The sequence below is a fragment of the Streptomyces sp. NPDC006335 genome (assembly GCF_040612795.1).
In the GTDB taxonomy this organism is placed as follows: domain Bacteria; phylum Actinomycetota; class Actinomycetes; order Streptomycetales; family Streptomycetaceae; genus Streptomyces.
In genome coordinates, this window is the sequence record NZ_JBEXQX010000031.1 from 1 (window position 1) to 23,296 (window position 23,296).

Annotated in this window: 28 protein-coding genes; 6 read left to right on the forward strand and 22 right to left on the reverse strand. The window is 69.5% G+C overall.

The annotated features are described in order from the left end of the window. A partial coding sequence (locus tag ABZ098_RS42945) for a hypothetical protein (protein WP_356600154.1) occupies nucleotides 1-746 on the reverse strand: 746 nt, incomplete at its 3' end. A 956-nt stretch (nucleotides 747-1,702) separates the two neighbouring features. Here ABZ098_RS42945 and ABZ098_RS42950 point away from each other — a divergent pair. Further along, complete coding sequence (locus tag ABZ098_RS42950; RefSeq protein ID WP_356600156.1) at nucleotides 1,703-2,368, forward strand: restriction endonuclease; 666 nt, start codon at nucleotides 1,703-1,705, stop codon at nucleotides 2,366-2,368. Between the two features lie 90 nt (nucleotides 2,369-2,458). Here the strand turns inward: ABZ098_RS42950 and ABZ098_RS42955 are convergent, their stop codons facing one another. Further along, the gene (locus ABZ098_RS42955; RefSeq protein WP_356600158.1) at nucleotides 2,459-3,022 is read right to left on the reverse strand and encodes a hypothetical protein; all 564 of its coding nucleotides are present in this window, start codon (nucleotides 3,020-3,022) and stop codon (nucleotides 2,459-2,461) included. Between the two features lie 38 nt (nucleotides 3,023-3,060). Next, nucleotides 3,061-3,285 (reverse strand): hypothetical protein, encoded by a 225-nt coding sequence (locus ABZ098_RS42960; protein ID WP_356600160.1) that lies wholly within the window; start codon nucleotides 3,283-3,285, stop codon nucleotides 3,061-3,063. A gap of 69 nt (nucleotides 3,286-3,354) precedes the next feature. On the opposite strand from ABZ098_RS42960, the gene ABZ098_RS42965 reads away from it, so the two are divergent. Then, nucleotides 3,355-3,858 carry a DUF6233 domain-containing protein gene (locus ABZ098_RS42965; protein WP_356600162.1) on the forward strand — a complete coding sequence of 168 codons (504 nt, stop codon included), beginning with the start codon at nucleotides 3,355-3,357 and terminating at the stop codon, nucleotides 3,856-3,858. On the opposite strand, the gene ABZ098_RS42970 is transcribed toward ABZ098_RS42965, so the two are convergent. After that, entirely contained in the window at nucleotides 3,849-4,535 is a 687-nt protein-coding gene (locus ABZ098_RS42970) for a hypothetical protein (RefSeq protein ID WP_356600164.1), read from the reverse strand. The two genes, ABZ098_RS42965 and ABZ098_RS42970, sit on opposite strands and share 10 nt — an antisense overlap. Nucleotides 4,536-4,825: 290 nt before the next feature. On the opposite strand from ABZ098_RS42970, the gene ABZ098_RS42975 reads away from it, so the two are divergent. Continuing rightward, on the forward strand, nucleotides 4,826-6,010 hold the full coding sequence (locus tag ABZ098_RS42975) for a hypothetical protein (protein ID WP_356600166.1): 1,185 nt from the start codon (nucleotides 4,826-4,828) through the stop codon (nucleotides 6,008-6,010). 170 nt (nucleotides 6,011-6,180) lie between these two features. Here ABZ098_RS42975 and ABZ098_RS42980 read toward each other — a convergent pair whose 3' ends face one another. The 3 genes from ABZ098_RS42980 to ABZ098_RS42990 form a co-directional block, all read right to left on the reverse strand. Then, nucleotides 6,181-7,263, reverse strand: a complete 1,083-nt coding sequence (locus tag ABZ098_RS42980; RefSeq protein ID WP_356600168.1) for an integrase — start codon at nucleotides 7,261-7,263, stop codon at nucleotides 6,181-6,183. A 188-nt stretch (nucleotides 7,264-7,451) separates the two neighbouring features. Continuing rightward, nucleotides 7,452-8,306, reverse strand: coding sequence for a sigma-70 family RNA polymerase sigma factor (locus ABZ098_RS42985; protein WP_356600170.1), 855 nt, complete (start codon nucleotides 8,304-8,306; stop codon nucleotides 7,452-7,454). A gap of 1,196 nt (nucleotides 8,307-9,502) precedes the next feature. Then, entirely contained in the window at nucleotides 9,503-10,333 is an 831-nt protein-coding gene (locus ABZ098_RS42990) for a Ku protein (RefSeq protein ID WP_356600172.1), read from the reverse strand. Between the two features lie 150 nt (nucleotides 10,334-10,483). Here ABZ098_RS42990 and ABZ098_RS42995 point away from each other — a divergent pair, with 150 nt between their 5' ends. The 3 genes from ABZ098_RS42995 (at nucleotide 10,484) to ABZ098_RS43005 (ending at nucleotide 13,391) form a co-directional block, all read left to right on the forward strand. Further along, complete coding sequence (locus ABZ098_RS42995) at nucleotides 10,484-10,741, forward strand: hypothetical protein (RefSeq protein WP_356600174.1); 258 nt, start codon at nucleotides 10,484-10,486, stop codon at nucleotides 10,739-10,741. Between the two features lie 130 nt (nucleotides 10,742-10,871). Continuing rightward, nucleotides 10,872-11,771: a hypothetical protein gene (locus ABZ098_RS43000; RefSeq protein WP_356600176.1), complete on the forward strand. Its 900-nt coding sequence runs from the start codon at nucleotides 10,872-10,874 to the stop codon at nucleotides 11,769-11,771. An 825-nt stretch (nucleotides 11,772-12,596) separates the two neighbouring features. Continuing rightward, nucleotides 12,597-13,391 (forward strand): hypothetical protein, encoded by a 795-nt coding sequence (locus ABZ098_RS43005; protein ID WP_356600178.1) that lies wholly within the window; start codon nucleotides 12,597-12,599, stop codon nucleotides 13,389-13,391. Between the two features lie 223 nt (nucleotides 13,392-13,614). Here ABZ098_RS43005 and ABZ098_RS43010 read toward each other — a convergent pair whose 3' ends face one another. The 15 genes from ABZ098_RS43010 to ABZ098_RS43080 all read right to left on the reverse strand — a co-directional run bounded on the left by ABZ098_RS43010 (nucleotide 13,615) and on the right by ABZ098_RS43080 (nucleotide 23,220). Continuing rightward, nucleotides 13,615-13,887: a hypothetical protein gene (locus tag ABZ098_RS43010; RefSeq protein ID WP_356600180.1), complete on the reverse strand. Its 273-nt coding sequence runs from the start codon at nucleotides 13,885-13,887 to the stop codon at nucleotides 13,615-13,617. A 23-nt stretch (nucleotides 13,888-13,910) separates the two neighbouring features. Next, nucleotides 13,911-15,467, reverse strand: a complete 1,557-nt coding sequence (locus ABZ098_RS43015; protein ID WP_356600182.1) for a hypothetical protein — start codon at nucleotides 15,465-15,467, stop codon at nucleotides 13,911-13,913. Nucleotides 15,468-15,552: 85 nt separating this feature from the next. After that, a complete protein-coding gene (locus ABZ098_RS43020) occupies nucleotides 15,553-16,068 on the reverse strand; it encodes a hypothetical protein (protein WP_356600184.1) in 516 nt (171 codons plus the stop codon). Next, nucleotides 16,065-16,238 (reverse strand): hypothetical protein, encoded by a 174-nt coding sequence (locus ABZ098_RS43025; protein ID WP_356600186.1) that lies wholly within the window; start codon nucleotides 16,236-16,238, stop codon nucleotides 16,065-16,067. The genes ABZ098_RS43020 and ABZ098_RS43025 overlap by 4 nt, the downstream gene beginning before the upstream one ends. Beyond that, a complete protein-coding gene (locus ABZ098_RS43030; protein ID WP_356600188.1) occupies nucleotides 16,235-16,987 on the reverse strand; it encodes a phage Gp37/Gp68 family protein in 753 nt (250 codons plus the stop codon). Before ABZ098_RS43030 ends, ABZ098_RS43025 begins: the two co-directional genes overlap by 4 nt. Continuing rightward, nucleotides 16,984-17,355 carry a hypothetical protein gene (locus tag ABZ098_RS43035; RefSeq protein WP_356600190.1) on the reverse strand — a complete coding sequence of 124 codons (372 nt, stop codon included), beginning with the start codon at nucleotides 17,353-17,355 and terminating at the stop codon, nucleotides 16,984-16,986. Before ABZ098_RS43035 ends, ABZ098_RS43030 begins: the two co-directional genes overlap by 4 nt. A gap of 31 nt (nucleotides 17,356-17,386) precedes the next feature. Then, on the reverse strand, nucleotides 17,387-17,662 hold the full coding sequence (locus ABZ098_RS43040; RefSeq protein WP_356600192.1) for a hypothetical protein: 276 nt from the start codon (nucleotides 17,660-17,662) through the stop codon (nucleotides 17,387-17,389). Between the two features lie 31 nt (nucleotides 17,663-17,693). Continuing rightward, nucleotides 17,694-18,119, reverse strand: a complete 426-nt coding sequence (locus ABZ098_RS43045) for a hypothetical protein (RefSeq protein ID WP_356600194.1) — start codon at nucleotides 18,117-18,119, stop codon at nucleotides 17,694-17,696. After that, the gene (locus ABZ098_RS43050; protein WP_356600196.1) at nucleotides 18,116-18,874 is read right to left on the reverse strand and encodes a hypothetical protein; all 759 of its coding nucleotides are present in this window, start codon (nucleotides 18,872-18,874) and stop codon (nucleotides 18,116-18,118) included. Before ABZ098_RS43050 ends, ABZ098_RS43045 begins: the two co-directional genes overlap by 4 nt. Nucleotides 18,875-18,878: 4 nt before the next feature. Beyond that, complete coding sequence (locus tag ABZ098_RS43055) at nucleotides 18,879-19,967, reverse strand: DnaB-like helicase N-terminal domain-containing protein (protein ID WP_356600198.1); 1,089 nt, start codon at nucleotides 19,965-19,967, stop codon at nucleotides 18,879-18,881. Next, nucleotides 19,964-20,518 carry a DUF1643 domain-containing protein gene (locus ABZ098_RS43060; RefSeq protein ID WP_356600200.1) on the reverse strand — a complete coding sequence of 185 codons (555 nt, stop codon included), beginning with the start codon at nucleotides 20,516-20,518 and terminating at the stop codon, nucleotides 19,964-19,966. The genes ABZ098_RS43055 and ABZ098_RS43060 overlap by 4 nt, the downstream gene beginning before the upstream one ends. After that, nucleotides 20,515-20,949: a DUF4326 domain-containing protein gene (locus tag ABZ098_RS43065; RefSeq protein WP_356600202.1), complete on the reverse strand. Its 435-nt coding sequence runs from the start codon at nucleotides 20,947-20,949 to the stop codon at nucleotides 20,515-20,517. The genes ABZ098_RS43060 and ABZ098_RS43065 overlap by 4 nt, the downstream gene beginning before the upstream one ends. Continuing rightward, on the reverse strand, nucleotides 20,949-22,670 hold the full coding sequence (locus ABZ098_RS43070; protein ID WP_356600204.1) for a DNA cytosine methyltransferase: 1,722 nt from the start codon (nucleotides 22,668-22,670) through the stop codon (nucleotides 20,949-20,951). Before ABZ098_RS43070 ends, ABZ098_RS43065 begins: the two co-directional genes overlap by 1 nt. Further along, the gene (locus ABZ098_RS43075) at nucleotides 22,667-22,951 is read right to left on the reverse strand and encodes a hypothetical protein (protein ID WP_356600206.1); all 285 of its coding nucleotides are present in this window, start codon (nucleotides 22,949-22,951) and stop codon (nucleotides 22,667-22,669) included. The genes ABZ098_RS43070 and ABZ098_RS43075 overlap by 4 nt, the downstream gene beginning before the upstream one ends. Continuing rightward, nucleotides 22,948-23,220 (reverse strand): hypothetical protein, encoded by a 273-nt coding sequence (locus ABZ098_RS43080; RefSeq protein ID WP_356600208.1) that lies wholly within the window; start codon nucleotides 23,218-23,220, stop codon nucleotides 22,948-22,950. The genes ABZ098_RS43075 and ABZ098_RS43080 overlap by 4 nt, the downstream gene beginning before the upstream one ends. Between the last annotated feature and the right edge of the window lie 76 nt (nucleotides 23,221-23,296).

Sequence of the window (23,296 nt, forward strand, 5' to 3'; positions counted from 1 at the left end):
CGGCGCTCGTGGGCCTGGTCGAGGTTGGCGCGCAGCTGCTCGGCGGTCTGTGCCGGCGTGCGGTCGAGGTCGGCCAGCGCCTGCTCCAGGGCGGGGTGCCCGGCCTCCTGGATCTGGCGGTACGCCGCGTCCTCGCGGCCCGACGCGCAGAAGAACGGCCGCTTCAGGGCGGCCTCGGCACGCTCGCGCCACATGTCGATGGCGATGCGCGCCTCGTCGACCGCGAGGACGTAGGCGTGGTGGGCAGCCAGCCACGCGGCGGCGGTACTCAGCGCCTCCCAGCGCAGCTCGACCTGGTGCAGCAGGCGGTCGCGCTCGGCGCGGGCCACTTGCTCGTGGGCAAGGAGGTCACGGACGTCGGCGTAGCGGAAGGTCGTGTCCATCAGGGCTGCCAGCCTCCTGCCCTCGGTCTGGCCCTCCTCGCGGGTGGCGGTGGGGTGTTCGGCCGCCCAGCGTCGCAGCGCGGCATCGAACTCGGTGTCCAGGCGTTCGCCCACGCCGGTGAAGCCCTCGATGTCGAGCGGGGAAATGGTGATCACGCTGTTGCCCTTCGGTCGGTGGTCGGGGTCGATGCCCCTCGATCGCAGATCCGCGTACACGGTCGGCCGGCTGATCCGCGCGGCCTCGGCAAGAGCGGAGACGTTGGTCTCGCCCGCCTGCCACGCAGCGGCGAGCAGATCGGCCCGGCGTCCGGGCTTCGACCAGTCGCGCAGTGCGGCCATCACGTCGTCTCGTCTCGTACTCACACAACGACGGTGCTGTAAAACGGCTTTACATGACAAGCGGCTTTACAGTGCTCGGCCGGAACCCGTCACCGAGTGTCCGGATCGCCCCTGTGGAAGGGAGTTGGGACGAACAGTCGCGGCTTGAGGAGAAGTGGGAGACAGAGGCGCAGGGGCTCCCGGACAGAACGGCTCCGCACGGCAAAGGGCCCCTGTTCTCCGGGGCCCTCCTTCGTGCTTGCTGTGCGGGGGCCCGTTACATCTGACGGGCCCCTCATGTGGTGCGAGTCCTACCGGTGGTGAGTGACTGGGACTGATGCCGACTGCGACGGTGTGGTGCCAACTGGGGCCTTACTAGTTCCCGGTCCGCCGGCCAGAGCCAGCAGCAAGAGGAGCAGGATCAGACCTCCGCCCCCAGTGCTGGCGACCACGGCGACAGTGCGCGGGTTGATGGAGCGGTGGTGCCCGCGGACGCGGGTGCCGTCGCGGCGGTAGTGGGGGCGTACGTAGGTCGTCGGTCCGGTGGGGGTCGGGCGTGGCCGGGAGGTGGTGCGTCGGGGTGCCGTACGGGGCTGTGCGGTGCGCGGCCGGGTGCGGCGGTTGTGGCCTTTGACGTAGGTGCCGTCGCGGCGGTAGTGGGGGCGTACGTAGGTCACGGGCGGTCCTCGGCGGTGAGAGGGGGCACTGCCCCCAGGCGGGGCCGGGTGTTCCTCGGCGCAACATTCGACGGTAGCGACCGGCACTGACAGTCCAGGGCCGTCAACTCATCGACTGTGCGCGGCCGTTGGGCGGCAGCCAGCGAATTTCAGACGGGTGATCCCGACAGCGGGCCAACTGTCAGTGCCGGGTGCTGTCATGAAAGCGGCGGAGAACGGCAGATGAGGGGGAAATGTGCCCGGGAACAGGGGATACGAAGATTCCGATCACACCGACCGGAAGGGGCGCGGGACGCTGCCCGCCCTGGTGGCAGGGGTCTTCCGGTGAGCCCGCGGCGGCGGCGCCGCAAGAGCGATGAAGATCTGCTCATCGCGCTGGGCGGGGTCGTAGTCGTCGGATTCGTGCTGGTCAAGGTCGCAGAGTGGGTGTGGGCGCACTGGTGGGTCCTGGTCGTACTCGGCCTGCTGGCACTTCTCGTCCTCGCGGGCTGGATTTACCGGCAGGTTGACCAGATACGGACCGCACAGCTGCGGGTTGAGGGCCTGACCTACTCGCTCGGCCAGCTGGACGCCATGCACCACAGCACCTTCGAGAACGCCGTCCGCGACCTGCTGGCCCGGGACGGCTCCCGCGACGCGCTGCGCTGCGGCGGCCGGGGCGACCTCGGCGCCGACGTGAAGGGGCACGATCCGCTCGGTCGGCTCTGGGTGATCCAGTGCAAGCACCGCAGGAAAGGCCTGGACGGCTCGGCTGTCGGGACTCCGGAGCTGCAGACTCTCAACGGCACCGGCCGGCCGGTGCACGGCGGCGACGTCGTCGTGATGGTGACCAACGGGAGGATCTCCGCGCCTGCCCGCGACTTCGCCCGGCACCAGCGCCTGCACCTGGTCGACCGGTGGGTGCTGGAGCAGTGGGCTCGGGGCGGGCGACCGCTGTGGGAGATCCTTCCCGCTGTTCCCCCGCCCCGGAAGCCTCCACAGCTTCGCTGAGCTTCATCGCACGGGTGGGCGGGACCGGTTGGTCCGGCGTATGGCGGTGCCCCGGACGGTTCTCCGTCCGGGGCACCGCCATACCCTGGCTTACGGAGTGCTGGGCTCGCCGCTGATGCGGGCGACGGTCTCGGCGAAAGCGCGGTGATCGGCGAGGACGTGCCGGGCTCGCGACCAGGGCCACCCGAAGAACTGCCGCTGGACCGGCGCGGTCAGCGCGAGCAGAAGTTCCGCCTTGGTGGCCTCCTCCCGTTCGGACAGCACGACCGCACGCGCGTGACCGGCGTAGTCGATGGCGAACCGGATGATGCGCGCGTTCGGCCAGCTGCCGGCGTACGTCGCGGCATTGTCGAGCAGCCACACGGTGGCCTCGTCGAGCTGCTGCAGCCAGCGCTTCCGCTCGCCCGTCAGCCGTTCGCGCATGACGGGCGTCCAGCCGGGATCGTCGGCCGCCGGTAGCTCGAACCTCTGCAGCAGGGAGCACGCCGAGATGATCCGTAGCATGTTCGCCCCGAAGGTGTCGCGGGCGGTGTGGACCTCGCCCAACCGTTTCTTGCGGGCCTCCATGCGCGGGGTGACGAACAGACCGACCACGAGGGTGGTCACCACGGCGGTGACGGCGGCCACCAGAAGAGTCCACAGCGTGTTGGGCATGGGCACATGCTCCCGCACCGGGCACGGCCGCCCGGAGGTCAGGTCCCGCCCTCGACCTCGCCCTGCGCGGTCCAGGTCTTGCGCACGGTCTCGCGGCCGTCGCTCTCCTCGATGAGGCGGATCACCACGGCCGGGTCGGTGCCGTACAGCCCGACCCACTCTGTGTACCGCTCTTGGGCGGTTGCCGGGGCGGTCCACTCACCCTCGACGGCCGGGCCATCCGCCTCGAACTGCAGCCGGGCGAGATGCCTGGTCGTCCCCATGGGCTGTTCCTCGAAGTCGGTGCTGGACCTTCATCATCTCAGCCCGGGGCCTCGGCGTACGGTGACGCCATGTCCTCCGCCGGCGCCGCGCCCCCGCCCCCGCCCCCGATTCGGGTGACGCTGCCGGACGGTCAGAGCCTGCAGGGAGTTCTTCACGAACGGCGCTGCTGGCCGCTGGGCGGCTGGATGTACCTGGTGGGACTGCCCATGTGGGCCACGGACTCCGAGACCGAGAAGGTCGAGGCGCGCGAGTACCGGGTGTGGCTCGCCCCGGACCACGTCGCGCAACCGGACGGGGTGTCGTACGACGGCGTCCCCACCTACCCGCTGACCCGGGAGGAACAGGGCCCTGATCCCGGCCGATGGGGCTGGAAGATTGAGAGGATCCGGCCCCGGGCCGGTAGTCCGGGTACCGCCATCGTGCACATTTGGGACTGCGAGAACGCCCCCGCGGGCGACGATGAAGTGGACGTATTCGATGCACTGGAGGTGCTGCGGTCCACGGCCGGCGCGCTCGCGTGCACGGAGTGCGGGGCGGCCATCGCTCTCGGGCCGCTCTTGGATCAGGGGTAGAGCGGGGCCTCGCCGAAGTCCGGGTCGGCATCCTTGGGGGTAGGGCCGGTCTTCTGGTCGAAGCCGACCAGTTTCCATCCGTCCTCGGTCCAGCTCAGGTTCAAGGTCATGGTGACCCACGCGGTCTTTAGCGGGATGGCCTTGTCGCCGGCGGCAGCGCCGGTGAGGCCGAACAGGGTGCTGCACCACACGTCCACGTCGGCCTGGGTGCCGGAGTAGGTCTGCACGGTCGTGCCCACGGGGCTGGTGCGCGAGACGAACGTAGTACCGGCCGGCGGGCTGCCCTCGGAGTCGAGGCCGATGCGCTTGGTGAGGGCGGTGTACTGAGCGTCATAGTCCTGGATTGTCTTGGAACGCTTCTCCGGCTCGGCGATCACCTGCAGCAGGGCGTGCCGGTACTGCTCGGAGAACATCCGCTCACTGCCCAACAGGCCGGCCATCCTCGCGGCTGCGGTCTGTGCTCCCTCACGGGAGCGGGGTATTTCGGGGGCGAGCGGGTCGGCGGCGGTGGCTGACTGGCTGCTCCATCCTCGGTTGGCCAGGGCTATCGCGGCGATCAGCAGGACAACGACAGCCACGGCCATGACGAGTCGGCGGTGGCCTCGACGGTCCGGCCCTTGGCCGTTGCTGCTGAGGCGGGTCCATACGACCTGCCGCTGCTGACCGCTTGTGGTCATTCCGTGCTCCCGAGTCGTCGTGATCGTGTTGCGACTGACCGTATCTGGGGATGGTGTGACCAGGGCGGGCCGGTGTCGCACACGGCTGCGACATGGGAAGCTGAATCCTCCTGATCTGCCTGGGGGTTGATGTGTCCGCGCGCGTACGTACTGCGGCCCGTCTCGTGATATCCGCTCTCGTCGGCCTGCTGGTCGCGATGCTCGTCGCGTCGCCGACGGCGTACGCGGAGCCGACACCGACACCGACACCGACACCTTCGCCGACAGCGTCAGATGACAAGTGCGCGCTGGTGAACGGGGCGGCAAAGAAACTGTGCGAAGAGGACCGTGCCGCGAAGCAGAGCGACCAGGACTGTTCGCTGCTCGCCAAGCCAGCCCGGGACTACTGCGAGAGCAACGGTGACTCGGGCGTCTCCTCCTTGACGGACCCGACGTCCAGCCTGGACCCGCTGTCCTCGTTGGCGGACGGCTTCGCGAAAGCTGCAGCGTGGACGGTCACGCAGTTGAGCAACGCGGTGGCGGTCACAGCAGAGGTTGACTTCACCAATCAGGAGTTCCTTAAGACGTACTCCCTGGTGTTCGCCGCCTCGACGTTCCTCGTACTGCTGTTGTGGCTGTGGGCGGTGATCAAACGAGCCATCAGGGGGGTGCCGCTGCCTACCGCGTTTGGCGAGGCGATCGGCCTGCTGTGGGTGACAGTCCTGGTGAGCGCGTTCACCCCCCTGATCCTCTACACGGTCGTCTCCGCGGTCGACGGCATCACGCAGGCCCTGGCCGGTGAGGGATCCAGCAACTTCTTCGGTGCCTTCACGGCGGCACTGAAGAGCGAGGATTCGGCCGGTGACGGCGGGCCCATCGCGCGGATCGTCCTGTCCGTGGTGTCCATCTTCGCGGCCGGCGTCGTGTGGATCGAGATGGTGGTCCGGTCCGCTCTGCTCTATGTCGGCGGAGTCCTGGGCCTGGTCGTCTACTCGGGCCTCGTGGACAAGGAACTGTGGGGCAAGGTCAAGCGGTACGTCGGCATCATGGTCGCGGTGATCCTAGTGAAGCCCATCATCGTGATCGTGCTGCGGCTCGCATCGGCGCTGTCCTCGGGTGACGGTCCCACGGACACGACCGCCGCGATCGTCTCCGGCCTCGCCATCATTTTTATCGCGATCTTCGCCAGCGCAATGCTCTTCAGGTTCGTACCGGGCATGGGGGACGACATCATCGCGGCCCGGCGCGACAGCTACGACCCGGCGAGTCGGCAAGCGGCTGCGATCGTGACGCGCCCGGTCAGCGGGATCACGCAGGGCATCAACACGCACGCCGGCCGGGACAGTGCGTCCCGGGCCCCGGCGAGCACCTCGGCCTCGGCATCGGTGGCTCACACGAGCGGCGGTATCGCGGCGCACTCCAACCGGCCGTCCTCCAGCTCCGCGTCGGGAGGAGTCCCGACTCAGGACAACCGCGGGACCAACTCGGGGAAGTGATCAGGGCCCCGGCTGGGGGTTGTTCATCCCGATCAGGACACCGATCACGATGATGGCGACCAGTATCCAGAACTTGGTCTTCACGTAGCCCCTCCCGCGGTTCGGCTGACTGGTCATCACCGTACCGTCGAGGGGCGTGCACAGCTGGGAACCTGCGGCGTCTCCGCGTCCTACAGCACCTTGATCAGGGCGTTCTCTTCCCAGCCCTCGCCTTCCTCGAAGTAGCCCTCCATGGCTGCGGAGTTCTCGACCCATCCGCCCTGCTTGGCGATGACCTTGCGGTCGTTGCCGGCGCGCTTGGAGCTGGTGGCAAGTCCGCGGCGCGGGGAGTGCCCGGTGGGCCGGAAGCTCAGCTCGGCCCACGTGCCCAGCCGGGTGATGACGTCGCCGATGGTCTCCGGGTCGAGGCCGCCGTCCATGACGGTGTGCCAGCGGTTGTGCAGCGGCTTGTAGGCGAAGTCGTCGGGGTCGGTCAGGTTGGCCTCTTCCTTCCAGGCCCGCCATGCGCGCACCGGGCAGCTGCTCGGCCGGGAGCCGAACGGCACCTTCACCTTCCGGGGCTTGATCTTCGACACCCGCACGTCGACCTCCATGCCGTGCTCGGTCTCGGTGAAGTCGCGCACCCGCAGGTAGGCGACCTCGTGCTCGCGCCCGGCGATGGCGAAGCAGGTCAGCCCGATGGAGCGGTCGCGGATGCCGAGGCGGTTGTCGGGCGCGGCGATGACGGTGGCGCGCAGGTGCTCGGCGAGCAGCGCGGGCGCAGGTCCCCGGCCCCGGGTCTCCTTGGTCTTCTCCATCTCCTTCACCTTGGCCTTGAGCACCCGGCGGGCGCGGGCGGCCACGGTCTTGTCGAGGACCAGGCGGTGGTCGGTGCGGCCGGTGACGACCACGCCGGACAGGCGGCGGTCAATGGTCGAGGGCGCGGTGTAGGTGCCCTTCTTCCAACCGGGCTGGTGCCACAGCCACTCGACGAACGCGGTCAGGGACCCGGGAGTGATGGCGGTGACGGGGAGTTCGAGCAGCGCGCAGAACTGCTCCCACTGCTTCCAGTCGGCGGCGTAGGAGTCGGTGGTGTTCGTGGGCCGGAGGTTCTTCTCGTGCTGGACGGACCGCTCCTCCAGCTCCTGGAGCTTGGCGAGCACGTCGGGGCTGAACGTCTCGGCGGTCCCGGCGACCGGACCGGCCGACGCCGGCAGCACCGCGGTGGGCGTCACGACGCGTCGAACGTCCGTGCTCGTCTCGGTCTGGTCCATGATGGTCCGTCACGCCCCTTTGTTCGTACCGCTCTTTGTGCCGTCTGCATCCCGCATATGTGAGGTTATCCGGGACTCATGACCGACGGGTGTCTGCGAACACCCGCACCCCTCGGGGGAGTGTGCAACCACACTGCGCACTCCCCGTCCCGACCGAGAGGCGCCCACCTCACCGACGGTGCGGAGCACTAGTCCCAGTCATGGCCGTCGTCACTGCGGCCGACTGGGGGGCTGTACGTCGCGCCGGCTCGGCGGTCACGGACCGCTCGTGCGGCCCCCCCGGGCCGCTTGTACAGGACTTTAACGGGCCCGATCAGGGCTTTCATCACCATTGTCCATCGCGAGCTGTTGTCTCCCGTGGTCCACGTCACCAACGCCACCAACACGGTGAGCAGGACACCGACCATGCCGACGAGTGTCACCGCGCTGGCGGGCAAATCTATGCCTGCAGCTGGGACGACCTCCCGCAGGCCGACCGCCCTGCACCAGGAGATCCACGCGACCAGGGCGGTGATCAGCCCGACGAGCGTCACGCGCAGTGCGCGGATCGCGCGGTGTGCGTGGGCGCCCACCGTGCCCGGCGCGGACCCCAGCACCTGGGCCGCTTCCGCTTGAGTCATCCCCAGTTCCCGGGTGAGCAGCATCACCCGGCGCTGCTGCAGCGGCAGGTCCCGCAGAGCTTCATCGACGACGTGCCGCTGCGTGGCCTCGGCGATGGGCTCGACCGTCGGTTCGTCCTCCAGCCGCACGTCCGCGTCGAGCGAGGCATAGCCCCTGCCCTCGGCGTAACGGCCTGCCGCCCGCCTGATCTCGTTGTTCATGCACGTGTAGACGTAGGCGCGCACGTGGTCGATCGGTTCGGCGACGGCCAGCACGGACTTGAGGGCGTTCTGCACGACGTCCTCGGGGTCCGCCGACGACCTCGGTACGTTGCGGGTGCGCAACCGGCTGGCCGCGTAGCGGACCATCCGGTCGTACCGGTCCTCGACCAGCTCCGCCACCGCCTCGGCGTGCCGCGACCGCGGCCTGTCCCGATCAGCCACGCCGCCCCCGCTTCCCCGGCCGGCGCCCCTTGCGCGCCCGCCCGTCCGACGTCCCCTTCGCCCGAATGATTACGGCTTTCCCCGCCGCGCGGTTGCGGAACGCGATGCTCCTCAGCACGCTGCTCAGCGCCGGCGCGAAGAGCAGCACCAGGAACACCACAACGCCAACACCCGTCGACTCCACCGGACCTCCTCCAGTCTGCGGCCCAGCGCCTCACCGATGAAGCAGCGGCGGCCGTACGCATGCTGAGAGACATACGGCCGCCGGATCCTTTACACGGCACCGAGAAAATCTTGTTCGGGGTCCTCGGCGGCTCTGCAGCGCCCCCAGGGCGGTGGCACACGGCCGGCGACTCGGCTACAGCGTCGGTGCGGACGTTGCCGACGCCTTGGCCACCGGGTTGCAACAGTCGTTGCTTCCGAAGGACGCTCTCACCAAACGCGCATTCGAGTGAAAACCTCCTCGGTCGGTGGGCCGTCCGATGGGAAATACCGTCACTTCCTCATGGGATATGGGCCTTTTCGTGCACCTTCCGCAGCGCAGGTCATCGCCGCCGGGAACAGCCGCCGCACCGGATGGGATTGACGGTCGCAGGCCGCTGACCTGCGCAGCACATACACGTGGCATGTAAGTAGGCACCAATCCCTACATGTAGTGCTTGGATTACTACAGCAGCCCAGAAGTTGTGGTCCTCCGGGTCTCTACAGCCCCGATGGACTCGTATGCTTGGGGCTGCTTCCTCACACGGAGCCCCTCACGTGCTTCGCCCTCCCGGGCGAAGGCCCTGCCTCACGGGCCACTTGGGGCTGAGTGAGAGGAGGCATCGATGGATCAGCACGAGCACTGCGCCTGCTACAAGCGCACCCTGACCTGGCGTCAGGCCCTTGTCGACTGGGCGCCCGTGATCGTCGCAACCATCGATGTACTGCGGTCCCTCTGGTCTTGACCAGAGAACCGGAAAGCCCGCCGTATGGTCTGTGCTCAGCAGTGAGCCCGGCCGGTATCTAGACGGCCGGGCTCGGTGACTGCGGTATTCGTCGAGGGGGTCTGATGTCGGTTGCCGCCGGCATCGGGCCCTTCTCGGCGTCCGGGACGGGGTGAGTCTCGGTGAGGCTCGGTGAGTCTCGGTGAGTCCTCTGCATCGTACACATCTAGTGCATGGCTGACACGGGAGGTGTAGCCGGGCATTCCGTGATCACTGCGCTGCGGGGCCCTGTGTGCTACTGCGGTCTGCGTGGGCGTCGCGCACGGACTGCTGGAGCATGTCCATCAGGTCGACTGGGTGGGGCCCGCGGATGGACTGCGCAGGGCGGGCGAGGTCGCGGGCGTGCAGCTTGGCCTCGACGACGGCGTCGAGGGCCTGCCCGTAGTGGTCGGTCAGGTCGGGGATCTCGGCGAGGGTGTCGACGCTGCGCGCCTCGATGAGGTCGAGGGCGACGGCCAGCTCCTCCTCGTCAACCTTGCCGGGGGAGGGGGCGACGCCGGCCGGGGAACGGATCTCGTCGCTCCACCGGAGTGCATTGAGGACCAGGGCGCCCTGCCGGGCCCGGAGCATGCCAAGCCGTTCGCGGTCGCCGCGCACGGCGAACTTGACGACGACGACCTGGGAGCGGCGGGCGAGCGCCTCGACGAGCAGGACGTACGGCCGTACGGCGGCCGGGGCGGCGGACGCGGCCAGGTAGTAGGAGGCGGCGCCGATCTGGCGCGGGTCGATCGCCTCGGCGGGCAGCGTGCCCAGCAGCTCGATCGCGTGCGCGGTGGCCAGCGGCAGGTGGTCGAGGTCGGTGTCGGAGATCGGGACGATGCTGCCGTCGGCGGTCTCGTAGCCGCGGCCGATGTCGTGCTCGGGCACCTCGCGGTCCTCAATCTCGCACACCTTGCGGTACCGGATACGTCCGTAGCAGTCGCCAGCCGTGTGCACGAGATGCAGCGGCGTGCCGTCGCGGTCGACCGCGCTGATCAGGCTGACGGGCACCGTGACCAACCCGAACGTGATGTGCCCGCTCCAGATGACGGGTCCGGGCATGCTCCTGCCCTCCCCTTCGTGACCTGCGTCTTCATGCTAGATCTGCGGGAGGCAGGTGTCCTGGCGGGGCATTCGTGCGCAGGTGTGCCGCTGGCCCGGCGCCCCCTCGGAGAGCCGTGTCCAGCGGCGCCGTCTCGCGTTGATCTGGGGGTGACCGAACAACTTGGAGCCGGGTCGCCCCTGCGGACGAAGGAAGAGGTGCGCGCGTTCGTGCTGCAGCTGGAGGCGGAAGCCAAGAGGCTAGCGGCCGACGTCGGTGACCTCAGCCGCCCGATGGCAGCGGGCGAGGCTCTTGCGCGGGCTGCTGCCATCCAGGGGAAGTGGGAGCGCGTCCGGGAGTGGGCCATCGAGCAGGAGGTCCAGGACGTCGCGGTGCCCGACTACCCGCCGGGCGGGGCGATCGGGTAGAGCTCAGCCGCTCGACTGATCGCGGTCACTCCTCGCGCGCGTATGTGTACGCGCATAAAGGGGGTCCAGAAAGTCCAGAAACTCGGCCGTCCCCCAGGTCCGGCCCGGCTCGGTGCGCGACAATCTCGGCGTGCAGACGTCGACGTTTCCCTCGGTCCGCGCGCTCGACCAGCTCCTCGACGGCCTGGGCGCCGGCGCGGCCCGTCGGCGTCAGCTGGGCATGGTGCGCGGGGAGCTGGAGCGGGCGCTGGACCGCGGGGCGCTGCCGGTCGGGGCCCGGCGCAGTCTGCGGCGGCTCCTGGAGGAAGAGGCGCTCGGCCCGTACGTACGGCTCGCGGAGTCCGGGGTCCTGCGGCACCGGCGGGTCGAGGGCGGCTTCCCGCCCACGTCGGAGGCGACCAACGAGATCCGCCGCAAGTGCATCGACCTGCTGCGCGAGGCACTGGGCCTGCCCGCGCTGCGCCTGGGCGGCGGGGAGATCCCCCTGCAGCCCGCACCGGAGGCGGCCACCCTGTCCGCCCTGTACCGCCAGCTCGACCAGTACCTCGCTGAGGCCATGTCCCCGGCCCAGACCCGGCTGACGGCCCTGCTCGCCATCGAGCTGGACACCGCGGCGCGCAGCGGGGAGTTGGTCGAGCTGCGCACCACCGACCTCGGCGAGGACAACGCCGCGGTGTACGTCGAACGGCGCCCCCAGGGCGGCGGCACGGTCGAGGGGGAGTGGGTCGAGACCTCGGCGCTGACCCGGGCCGCACTGGAACGCTGGCTGGACGTACGGGGGGACCTGGTACAGCGCGCCCACGGCACCTCGAAGCTGTGGGTGTCGCTCTGGATGAACCACGATGGCGTCCTCGACGACCAGGGCAACACGACGATCCGCCCGCCCGGGATGCCGCTGGAGGAGAACGGGCTGATCACCTCGTACCGCGTCGGGCGGCTGCGGTACGACGGGCTGCGCCAGCTGCTGCCCCTCAAGCTGGAGGCCCTGCGGCGCGCGGTTGACGCCGAACGCCAGCGCACCGCCGCGTAGCCCCTTCTTCTTGTTGCTGGCTGACCTGGTCTTTTGCCGTGCGGCAGCCGTGCCGAAGGGCTTGTTATCAGCCTCAACGACTCTCGGCGGGTGGGCGCGCTCCCTTATTTTGAATAGCCGAGTTAGAGTGGTGCTATCCGGGAGGCCATACCCGGGATACGGGGGCCGCAAGACGTGGCCAAGCGCCCTGCGGCCCCCGAACTTGCCGGAGTGCGAGGGAGGGACAGGGGTCCTCCCTCGCACCAGTCAGAGACAGGTCATTCATGAACTCAGTTCCATTCGGCGATAGGACAGGCTTCGCAGCCCGCCTTGTCGACTCCGTGATCGCGATGAGTGTTATCGCATTCGCTGCCGTGGCTGTGGCCACGTCGGCGGTTGCGGTCAGCACCCCGCGGGCCATCTCGCGCCGGACGAAGCCCACAACCAAGGTGCTCAACTTGCTGGTCGACCGTCACATCCGCGACCCGAAGTCAGAGTCGTGGGGCTACGACGTAGCAACGGAATCAGGCCTTGGCGCCGCCAGTGTGTACCCGATTCTTCGCCGTCTAGAGCGAGCCGGCTGGCTGCTCTCACGCGATGAGGATCTCGGCGAAGCCCGCAGCGGTACAGCCCGGCCGCCACGCACCTACTTCCGGATCAATCCCGAGCACTGGGAGGCGATCCGGGACGAGCTGGCTCTACGTGATGCCCGCCCGCGAGACGCACAGTCTTCGGCTCCAGGGGGAGCAAGGTCCCGCGCCATGGGCGGCGCGGGATGACCCCCGAGTAGCCCCACTGCTCAGGAGGGACGGTCCCTCCGAGCAACCCGTAATGAGGTAACGCAACGTGGAAACGCGATCAGACGGCCGCACCGGCGTAACGCCGGCCACCGTCCGCAGGGTGGCCGTCGAGGCCATCCTGAGCGGTGTCGTCGGTACGTCCCTCTTCCTCGCCTCAAGCAGTCTCGGCGAGGAGAACCTGGGCGCACAGAAGATCCTTCTGTCCCTGGGCGTCGTCTCAATTGGGTACGGAGTCATCCGCACCCTGTACTTCATCCTCAGTGTCCTGTACCGCATGGGCCGGCTGTTGGCCTACGCGGTGGGTCGCGCCCTGTTCCGCGCGATGTTGCGTCGTGCCGCGCGCGCGGCGTACGCATCGGGCGTCACGGCGGCCTCCGAGGCCAAGTTGTCTGTCAGCGAGGAGCGGCAGGGCGGGCGGACCGCCCGTATCGCCGCCCTGCTGTTGCCCCAGCACCACCGGGGCACCTGGATCAAGGACGTGGCCTGGACCACGCGCACCGATGATGGCCGTCTGATGGTGGCCACGCTGCTCATGCACGTCGTGAAGTTCCCCGTGGTGGTGGCGTCGTCGTGGTTGGAGGTGATGAATTCGACGAGCCTCACCATCGCGGGCCTGAGCATCAACGCGCAGCAGTTGCTCCAGGACACCGGAGACTTCATCGTTTCCGGCCTGGAGTCGACGAAGACGCTGGTCGTGCGTCTGTGGCGTGAGTGGTGGGTCGCCCTGCTCCTCGCGTTCGTGGCGTACTTCGTGGCGGAGCCGGTGGTGCACATCACGACGTACTACCTGCACGAGAACGGTCTAGAGTGGCCGTGGGAGTACTACTTCCCGCTCCACTGATGACCCAACGTTAGGACCCCGTGCTGCCTAAGCACGGCGCGGAAGCGGCCCATCGTTACTGGGCCGCTTCCGCTTTTTTACACACTACGCAGGTCAGCAGGCTTTTGTTCGATTGATTTCACGAGCAAGATCACCTTTTTATGTCCTCACGATCTGTGTGACCGGATCGGTGTCACGCCCGTATGGGCTGCAAGGGCCTTCTCCGCCGCGGGCGCCTAGAGCGTTAGGCCGATCTCTGGCGGGACGGCCGCCCGCCGGGGTTGGGCTGGTTCTGGGCTCGGCGCTGTGCGTGCCGGGCCCTCATCGCGCACGACCGGCACCCGCCGATGCCGTCCCGGATCTGCCGGAACCGCGGGGTGACCCGCCCTCCGCACTGCGTACAGCGGCACGGCCAAGGGACGTTGTATCCGGGGTACGGCACCTCGGGTTTGAGCCCGGCGGCGCGCATGACCAGGTCGGCGTATATGAACTGCATCGCGTCCGGCAGCTTGCTCATCTCATCCGTCTCCTCTCCGACAGTCAGCGCCGGCCGGGCGCAGTGTGCAGGAACTCCAGCCTCTGCTGCGCGGTGGAAACGTGCCGGCGGTCGAGCGAAGGCAGGGACCGCAGCAGCGCGACCAGGTCCGGGCCGCAGTCGATGGCTGGGCGTGGGTCCGAGATCTGGGTCCAGCAGTAGTGGGCGCTCCTCGCCGCGGCGAGCACCTGGGGCGCGTCGGGGGACTGGTGCGCGAGGCGGGTACGCCCGGCAGCGATCCACAGCTGGGTTGCCAGTACCCACTTGCCCTGCATCTTTGCGAGATCCGCGCGGATCTCGGTCCACTGGGTGGCCTGCGCGGAGTTGACCCCGTAGGTGTGCAGGCAGTGCTGTTCCCACAACTGGGCCAGCTGCATCGCCTCGTTGAACCGTCCCTGTTCGGCCAGCGCGCGGATGTGCGGCCGGGGGTCGTGTTGCGGTACGGGCGCAGGTGCCTGCGCCGGTGCGACCGGGTGCTGCACGGCCAGTGCGGGCGGTGCAGGGCTCGGATGCGGTGCCCGGACTGGTGCGCCAGCGGGTTCGGTGGGCTGCCGGCGGTGGTCGACATCGGCGGGCGCGGCCCTGGGGACCGGCGCGGGCGGCGCTGTCGGCGCTACGGGTGCGGGAGGTTGGGCCTGCTGCTGTACGGCCGGGTGGGGCGCCGGGGCGGGCCTGGGCACCGTCAGCATGACTGGCGGCGGGCTGGCCCGCCAGGGGGGCGTGGGCTGCTGGGGCGGGGCCGGTCGGCGATCGAGACCGGGCGTCACCTCGACCGGCTCTTCCTGGTGCTGGCGCGTCCGGTGACGGATCTGGTCGAGCAGGACCGGGTCACCCGCGAGCAGTCGCTGGACGTTCGTCCTCGGTGCCGGGGGCTCGGCCTGCGGGGCGCTGATCTCCAGGGCGTGGGGGAGGACCAGGGCGCCAGGCGGGAGTGCCACGGTGCCGACGGTCAGCGCGTGTACCCGGGCGTTCACCGGGCGGTCGGGGTGAAGGCGCAGCTGCTCGATGAACCCGCGGGTGTAGGTGCTCACACCGTTGCTGCCGGCGTAGCTGGGAGGGGCGATCACCCCGTACACCTCGGCTGACGGAGGTGTGGCGAGTCCGCCGGGCTCCTGCAGATGGGGCCATGCGTGCTTGTCTGCGGCGAGGTCAACCAGCACGGTGGTCAGCCCAGCGGGGCGGTGGCGCAGTTCGGTGCCCAGCCACTCCCACGGCAATGCGGTGTAGCGGATCGTGGACGGCGTGGTGTGCGAGAGCGCGAGGTAGAGCTGGTGGGCGCGCCGGTCGACGGTGAGGCGGCCGGAGAGGTAGACGAACAGCGGTCCACGGGTGGCGGCGGCCGTGCGCAGTTTCATGAGCAGGGCCTGCTGGTCCCGAACTCCGTCGAGGTAGGTGGTGTCCGCGGGCACGCTGCTGTCGAGCAGAACCGCCGGAGGTACGAGCGATAGGGCCGCGAGGTTGGCGCTGGGTTCGACCTGCACCGTGCGGCGTCGTGCGGCGATGTCGCCCGCGATGAAAAGTACGTGCCCTCGCTGTCCCTGTTCCGCCCCGTTGGTCTGCATGTATTGCACCGTACTCACCAACACCGACAGCCCCGGCGGGGTTTCCGCCGGGGCTGTCGGTGTTGGTGAGCTTTGGTCGGATCGGCTACAGGTCGATGTCGTCTTCCTCGATGTCCTGGTCGGCGGTGGTCGCCTTGGGGGCACTCATGAGGTGTTCAGCGGCTTGGTCCCCGAGGACCTCCCGGGCCTTGGCGTCGCCGTACCCCATGGCCTGACGGAACAGGGCCTGGTTCTCCGGGGAGTTGCTCCAGACGTCGTACTCGGGGTGCTGCTTCCAGAACTCATCGATCGCGGCGTCCCGGGCGTCCAGGGTGGCGCGCTCGACCGGGTCGAAGTAGCCGGGGTGCTCGGGGATCGCGTCGGCGGCCTCGGCGGCAGGCACGATCTCGTTGTCCCACACCAGTGCGGCCTCCTCCGGGTCAAGGCCCGACTGCTGGATGTACCGCTCGCGCTGGTCCTCGCCGTATCCGGCGGCCGTCAGGGTCTGCTCGTAGGCGGCGAGCATCTGCGGGTGCTGTTCGCTCTCCTCGGCGGAGACGGTCACCGGTACCCACGGGTCCGTGGCGGGCTGCTCGTTGCTGTCGTGCTGTTCTCCGTTCACAGGTCGATCTCCTCGTCGGTGTCGATGGTGGGCTGGGTCTGGGCGAGGGCGTAGTCGAGCCATTCCTCCAGGTCGATCAGCTGTTCCTGGGCGTTGGAGATGAGCCAGTAGGGGGCCGGTCCTTGCGTCCAGGCGGCGAGGACTGCACACCAGTTGGGTTCCTGCGTCACCGGGCGGTGTCCAGCACGCGGGGGTACTCGTTCCAGACCCGGCCGTCCAGCAGCCGTCCGCCGGCCTTCGGGGTGAGGCCTCCGACCTGCTTGAAGAAGAACGGCACCTGATCACGTCGGCACAGGTCGCGCAGTTGCGTTGCCCAGGTCAGATCCATGGGGCGGAACCCGGGGCCGGACTCCCCTCCGGCGATCACCCAGTGAATGCCGTCGAGGGAGAGGCCATCGAGCGGCCCCAGCAGGGGCTCGCAACTGAGGAACCGTACGGCGGCCGGGACTTGGCGCAGGTCCTCGACGCGGTGCAGCTCGTCGACGTTCTCGACGGACACGCCCATCCACACGTTGGGTGGCCAGTCGATGCGGCCGGCGAGCCGGGCCAGACGGCGAGCCCGCTTGGTCAGCACCTGGTAGGTGTGGCGCGGGGTGTCTGCCATCACCTGGAAGACCTGCTGGACGTAGTCGAGCGGCACGCGCGCGTGGAACAGGTCGGACATGCTGTTGACGAACACGGTCCGGGGCTTGCGCCACCGGCGGGGGATCTGCAGGGCGTCGGGGTGCAGGGTCAGCCCGAATCCCGGGCCCGACGTCCGGGGGTCGCCGTCCACTTGGTACTTGGCGGATCCCATGGCCTTGAGCCGTTTGGCGAGCGTCTGTGCGTAGCAGTTCAGGCAGCCCTCGGAGATTCGGTCGCATCCGGTGACCGGGTTCCAGGTGGCCTCGGTCCACTCGATGCTGGAGTCGGCGCTCACAGATCGATCTCCTCGTCGTCCTGCTCGCGCCCCGTGGCCTCGCCGTCGCTGGTCGGTTCGAAGTGGCGGGGGTGGGAGGCGTGGTCGAGGGCCCGGACGGCGAAGCCCCGCTCTCCGTCCCCGCGGTGCTCCTTCTCGGCGGCGACGACCTCCTCGGCGTTGGCCCCGACCTCATTGATCAGGTGCTGGGTGTGCGCGGCCTGCTGCTTGTAGGTGCTGACGTCGGCGGCGGTGACCGCCTCGCCAGCGGCCGTCTTCTGCTCCAGCTCGGTCGCGGTCCGGTCGAGCTGGGCGAGGGCCGGGAGTAACCCGGCGACCTCCTGCTCGTGCGCGGCGTTCTTGGAGTCCTCGGTCTGGGTGTGGTTCACGGGGGTGTCCTTTCTGATGGATGCCGGGGTCTTAGAAGTCGAGGTCGTCGTCGAGGTCGAGGTCGTCGTCTACCTCGCCGAAGTGCGGGTCGGACTGTTCGCCAAGGGTGACCAGGTCCTCGTCCTCGTAGCGGGCGGAGGGGTCGTCCTCGGCTCGGTCGCCGTCGAACCAGGGCTGGGGGTCTCCGGGGTACCGGGGAGCCCAGACGACGCTGCAGTCGTCGTACGTGTAATGGATCTGCGCCTGCCGCTGGATCCCGTCCTCGTTCCAGGTGTGGATCCACGGTTCACGTCGCGTGCTGCTCACAGTGGTGTCCTCTCTGCCGGGAACGGGGGCCTTAGAAATCGAGGTCAACGTCGAGGTCGTCGTCGACCTGCGGCGGTGCGGGGCCGGCGTCGGGCTCGTCGCGTACGAGCCGCAGGTGGCGCTCGGCCCGGGATGCGGTCTCGGGTTCGCGTGCGGGCTCGGGAGGCCACGCGGTGCCGTTGGGCCCGTGCACGGTCACCTCACCCGGGTTGGCGGTGCCCTCCGGCGGGGGGCCGATCTCGGCCTGGACGTGCCCCCGGTAGACCAGGGCGCCGCTGTCGAGGAACTGGAGGGAGGGATGGGTGCGCGGGTCGTCGGCGGGCATCACGGCATCACGCTCGGTCAGTGGCTCGGGGTCGATGGTGCGGCTGTCGATGGACAGTCCCTTCGGGGAGACCTCCACGACGTGGCCGCGCCACTCCCTGACCAGTCGTCCGACGGCCTGGGTGGGCTTCACCGCTTGTGCTCGCGCTCGGCGGCGGTCAGCTCAACCGGGGCTTCGTGACCGGCGGCCTTGAGCAGGGCGGAAACGTTCAGTTCGTCGCCCGGAGCGATAGGGCGGCTCTCGCGGGCCTCGCTCGCGGCGACCAGAGCCTCGACGGTCTTGCTGATGGCGTCGACCCGGGCCACCTCGGTGCGGTGCTCCCATACCTTCTCGGCGACGCGGGTCTGCCCCTCGATCATGGCGACAGCCACCTGGGTGCGGCCCTTGGTCTCTGCCATGACGCGCTCGTGACGCTGCTCGCGTTCCAGGCGGCGGTCGCCGCGCCACAGAGGGGCGCACACCGCGTAGACGGCGGCGGTGCCGACCAGCCACAGCAGGGCGCGCAGCGCGGAATCCGGCGTCCATGCGGCCACGCCCAGCAGGGCGAGGGTCCCGCCGGCAGCGAACGCGAACCGGGTGGTCTCCGCCTCACCGTGCTGCTTGGCGGCCGACACGGTGCCCGCCGCGGCGGCGAGGGCGGCCAGCCCTCCGCTGATCCACAGCGGCTGGGTCGAGCCGTCGGGCAGCTGCTCGTGCCAGCCCCACGCCAGCGCGGTCGCCGCGGTGGTAACCAGTCCGGGCGCGAGACGGCCGAAGTGCTCCCACAGGATGCGGCCGGCCGACTTCACCGGCGGCAAGGGCTCGACGCTGGGCAGATAGGGAGCGCTGATCTGCTGCTCACGGCTGATCAGGTAAGTGGTCGGGTCGAAGGGAATGGGCTCGTTCACGGGGTCACATCTCCATCTCGTGCTGGTGGGCGGGGAAGTCGGGGGTGGGGGAGGGAGCCGGTGGGGCGGACTCCTTGTCGCTGGCCAGCTCCGGCTCGCGCACGGCGTGCTGGATGCGCTGGTGGTCGGCCTGGACCGGCTCCAGGGCCTGCCCGGCGTGCTCGACCAGGGCGCTGGGCGCAAGGGCCGGGTGGCGGCCGTAGTTGCGGATGTCGTGGCCAGCCGCGTCCATCCGGTCGAGGACGGCGGTGTTGAGGACCAGTTCGGCGGTGTAGGCGGCGATGCCGCCCATCCCGGCCTGCTCCAGCTCGGCGAGGACCTGGTCGCTGGGGTTGGGCCCGGGGTGGCGCTGCGCCTCCCACGCGACGGTCAGCGGGTCGATGGGGGCGTGCCGCTCGTCGAGCGTGCGCATCGCCTGGTACACGGCGGCCAGTTGCGGGTGGGAGAAGTCCTTCTCCTGCAGCCACCCGGTGACCTCGCGCAGCTGCCGGGGCTCGTAGAGCAGGGAGGCGACGGTCTCGCCCTCGGCCTGGAGGTCGGTGCGAGCCCGCTCGGTGCGGGGCACTGAGGTGATCTCCTGCTCGGGCGTGGTGTCGAGCAGGTTGCGCACGGTTTCCGGCGTGGTCTTCCAGGCGGCGTCCAGCTGGGCAAGGCGTCGTCCGGTCTTGTCTGCCTGCTCCAGCGCCTTGAGTGCCTGGTCGACCTCGGCCTGGCGGGCGGTGTCCCGCAGCGTCTCGCCGGCGTGCTCGACGGCCCGGTGGATCGCGGCCTCCAGCACCATCCCGCCGTACAGCGGGGCGGTGCTGGGGTTCGGGCAGACGCTGGCGTTGGCCAGGTTGGACAGGCGGGACGGGGTGAGGGTCTGCCGGATGCCCGGCTCCTCGATCTCCGCCACGGCTGCGGTGATGGCGGCCGGGACGTCGTTCCGGGCGACCTTGGAGAAGTCGATCGAGTGCAGCGTCTGCCACAAGGCGGCGTAGTCCGGGCGGGAGAAGCTGCCCGCCGGTATCCAGCGCATCGAGGGCAGCGCCTCGGGGCGGTGCAGCATCGCCCCGAGCAGCGCTTCCTCGGCCTTGAGTGTCAGCTTCTTCACCGGGCCACCCCGCCCGGCTCGTACGGCTGCAGGGGTGTGTTCGCCCCGAGGTAGAGCGGGTGGCGCGGGTGCCCGGCCTTGGTGGTGCCCAGCGCCCACAGCCGGGCGCCGTGGGCGGTGAGGGCCTTCTCGACGGTGGCGGCGCGCTGGAGCCTGCCCCAAACTCCCCAGCCGACGGTGAGGTCGTGGGCGGTCTCGGCGAGCAGCTGCAGCAGCGCGTCGTTGTGGACGCCGACGGTGTCGGGCACCCCGGTGGTGAGGATGCTGGGGTCGGTGGACCGGATGGCGAACAGGTTGGCCAGCACCAGCCCGCCGTAGCCGTCCCGCTGAGCGAAGCCGACCAGTCGCCTGACCGTGGGGTCGTCCTTGTCGGCGGTGGCCATCGACGGGTTGAGCAGGACGTACACGCGGTGCGGGCCGGGTGCCCAGGTACGGGTCAGGGCGTAGCGGTGGACCAGGTCAGGGCTGAACACGGCGGTGCCGGCGTCGCCCTGCTGATGGGTCAGGCCCTGGTCGGCGGCCCACGTCTGGATCTGCTCAGGCAGCGTCACGGCGTCACCTCCGCGGCGTCCGCCAGCTCGGCGAGGACACGCGCGTGGCACGGCTCGCCCTCGGGGCACCAGCAGCCCAGCCGCTGGCCCTTGAGCCGGGGCAGCTCCCGTGCGACCAGGTCCGGGTGCTTGTCCAGCCACACGCGGTACTTAGCGACGACCTCCTCGGCGGTGCCGTGCTTGCCCACCTTGAAGGGGTTGGCCAGCAGGTGACCGGCGAGGTGCCATCCGCCCTGGTACATCGGACGGCCGACGTAGATGACGCCCTTGATCTCGGGGTCGTCGCGACGGCCCTTGAGGCACACCACGGTGGTGGGACCGGCCACGGCCGGGGCTGTGGCCGGCGGCTCGGCGCCGACGGTCGCCCCCTGACCGAAGAGGTCGAGCTGGAGCCCGCCGTTCATCTCCGGATCGAATGACTGCCGTGTCATCACGCTGCCTCCGCCCGGTGAAGGACGGCGCGCAGTCGTTCCCCGATCCAGGTGCCGACCTGCGGAGAGACGGCGTTGCCGTATCCGTTGACCTGATCGCGGGCGGCGCCCCAAACCTTGAAGGTGCCCTGGTGGTCACGGAAGGGGACGTCGAATCCGCAGCCCCTACCGATCTCGTGCGGCCCCAGCATGCGGAAGTAGCAGTCCTCCAAGGGGAGATCCCGGAGGCTGGCCTGCCACTCGGCCATGAGCAGGGCGGTTGTGTCGTGAGCGGTGAGGGTGCCGAGCGGGTCAGTCAGCGGGTGCGGGGCCGTCTCGGACGCGGAGGAGCCGTTCTGCTTGTACCAGCCAGCCGCCGAAAGCAGGCCCGGGATCTGGTCCGAGGTGAACGTGGGCATCGCCTCGGCGTGCACCGTGGGCACGGTGTTCTGCCGGTAGGGGAGAACACCGGCGGACACCAGAGCGACGGTCTCCGAGCCGACTACGGTGGGCAGCGGAGCGTCCGCACCGCGCGGGCCGCCCTGGTAGTTGTTCAGCGCCAACAACACTGCCTTCTCGTGCGTGCCGGTGACGGTGTCCATCGGCAGGGCGATGTTCTTCCCGTCCCCGTTGTGGCGGTGGGCCGCGAACACCGCGCCAGCGGCGAGGAGCGCGGTCTCCTGCTGGCTCGTCTGTGTGGCGAGAGGCTGGCCCAGGAGGCGCTCCGAGCCGTGTACGCCCTTCGCCGGCATGAGCACCGCGGGGAAGGAAGCGAACCGCTGACGGCAGCGCTCAGCGCGGGCCAGCGTCGTCTCCTTGAGCGGCCTGTCCCGGTCACCGATGCGCTTACCGAGGTCGAGCAGGTCGAGCGCATGCAGCGAGGGCGTCATCGGGGGGACGACGGGGCGGTAGCAGCGCGGGCACCGGTACTCGTACTGCTTGCCGTACGTCACCGTGCCGGTCGGCGGGATACCGGTCTTCCACGTCCAGACCGCCTCGACGTCCGTGTCGCAGCGTCCGCAGTGCGACACGGGCCGGTGCTCCAGGTCGGGCATCGGCAACGACTTGTCGACGAAAACCCAGTACCCGCGATCACGTGACTGCGGGACCCCGAAAAACTGGCTGTTCAGGTACAGGACCTTGTGGTTGTAGCCGAGCTTCTCGAACTGCTGGAGCCACCACCGGTAGGTGCTTCCGTCCCCGACCTTCGGGCGGTTCGGCAGTGCCGGTCCCCATGAGGTGAGCTGGGTGGTGCACTCGACGAGGATCAGCCGGGGATGGTGCGTCTGCGCGTAGTGCAGGACGCAGTTCGCGGTGGCCCGGTCCCGCTCGGACCGGGTGACCCGCGCCTCGAAGTCGGGGTCTTCCAGTTCGAAGAGGGTCAAGCCCTGCTCGTACGCCCTGACTGTGTTGGCGAGCGAGTGGTTGACGCAGCTCACGCCCGCGACCAGCAGGTCGGCCGGGGGAAGGTCCCGCGCGGAGTGGTAGTCAGCCGCGTCCGGGTTGACCAGGTCGGCGATCCAGTGCTCGGCCTCGGGGTGGTTGGCTTCGTGGACCTCGACCTTGTAGGGGTTGTGGTTCGCGGCCATGATCGTGGTGAATCCAGCACGCCGGATTCCCTCGGTGAGACCACCGAAGCCACTGAAAAGATCAACGGCGATCAAGTCGTCGTGACGGAAGCGACGACGCCGGACGGCCGGCCGATGCGTGGCCGTGCGGGACTTCTGCCTGGCGGCCCTCACGCGAGCCCCCGGAACGCCTTGGCGATGCCGATGAACACGATGGCCGCGATGACGACGGTGATGGCCGTGCCCCGGCCGCTGGCGGTGACGACTTTGACCAGCTGTAGCGGCACCTTGATGGCGACGGCCACGATCGTGGCCACGTAGGTGAGGAACGCGGCGCCGATGACGTTGCCGATGCCCGCACCGAAGTGCACGGCGAACAACGCGGCCAGCGTGCCCGCGACGACCGCGACCAGGGCGGTGATCCGCTCGACGGTGACGTTGTCGGTGGCCTTCATCGGGTCACCGCCAGCGAGGCGGGGACGGTCTCGAAGTGGGCGGACTCGACGGCGCGAAGGCAGGCACGCATGTGGGCGGCGGCGGTCTCGGGGTGCCTGCCGTACTCGTAGGCGGCTTCCTTGACCGCGTCGTCGGGACCCAGTCGGGCGGCGGTCTCGCGGACCAGCTCACGGGTCCGGGCCGGGTTCGTGGCGAACTCGGACTGCGGAGCCTGGGAGACGAACAGGAACGTGGCGAGCGCGGTGGTGACGCAAGAGGTGGAACGCACAGCAGCCTCCGGCAAGGGAGAAGAAGAGACAGGGGTAATCCGGCTCGACCCGGGCGGGGCGGGGTGCTCATCCGCC

Coding starts and splice junctions, on each gene's coding strand:
- ABZ098_RS43015 (WP_356600182.1), bottom strand. CDS start 15,467: ATGCAGACCAACGGGGCGGAACAGGGACAGCGAGGGCACGTACTTTTC.
- ABZ098_RS42965 (WP_356600162.1), top strand. CDS start 3,355: ATGTCCTCCGCCGGCGCCGCGCCCCCGCCCCCGCCCCCGATTCGGGTG.
- ABZ098_RS42990 (WP_356600172.1), bottom strand. CDS start 10,333: ATGCCCGGACCCGTCATCTGGAGCGGGCACATCACGTTCGGGTTGGTC.
- ABZ098_RS42955 (WP_356600158.1), bottom strand. CDS start 3,022: ATGCCCAACACGCTGTGGACTCTTCTGGTGGCCGCCGTCACCGCCGTG.
- ABZ098_RS43075 (WP_356600206.1), bottom strand. CDS start 22,951: ATGAAGGCCACCGACAACGTCACCGTCGAGCGGATCACCGCCCTGGTC.
- ABZ098_RS42960 (WP_356600160.1), bottom strand. CDS start 3,285: ATGGGGACGACCAGGCATCTCGCCCGGCTGCAGTTCGAGGCGGATGGC.
- ABZ098_RS43065 (WP_356600202.1), bottom strand. CDS start 20,949: ATGACACGGCAGTCATTCGATCCGGAGATGAACGGCGGGCTCCAGCTC.
- ABZ098_RS42980 (WP_356600168.1), bottom strand. CDS start 7,263: ATGGACCAGACCGAGACGAGCACGGACGTTCGACGCGTCGTGACGCCC.
- ABZ098_RS43010 (WP_356600180.1), bottom strand. CDS start 13,887: ATGAGCAAGCTGCCGGACGCGATGCAGTTCATATACGCCGACCTGGTC.
- ABZ098_RS42970 (WP_356600164.1), bottom strand. CDS start 4,535: ATGACCACAAGCGGTCAGCAGCGGCAGGTCGTATGGACCCGCCTCAGC.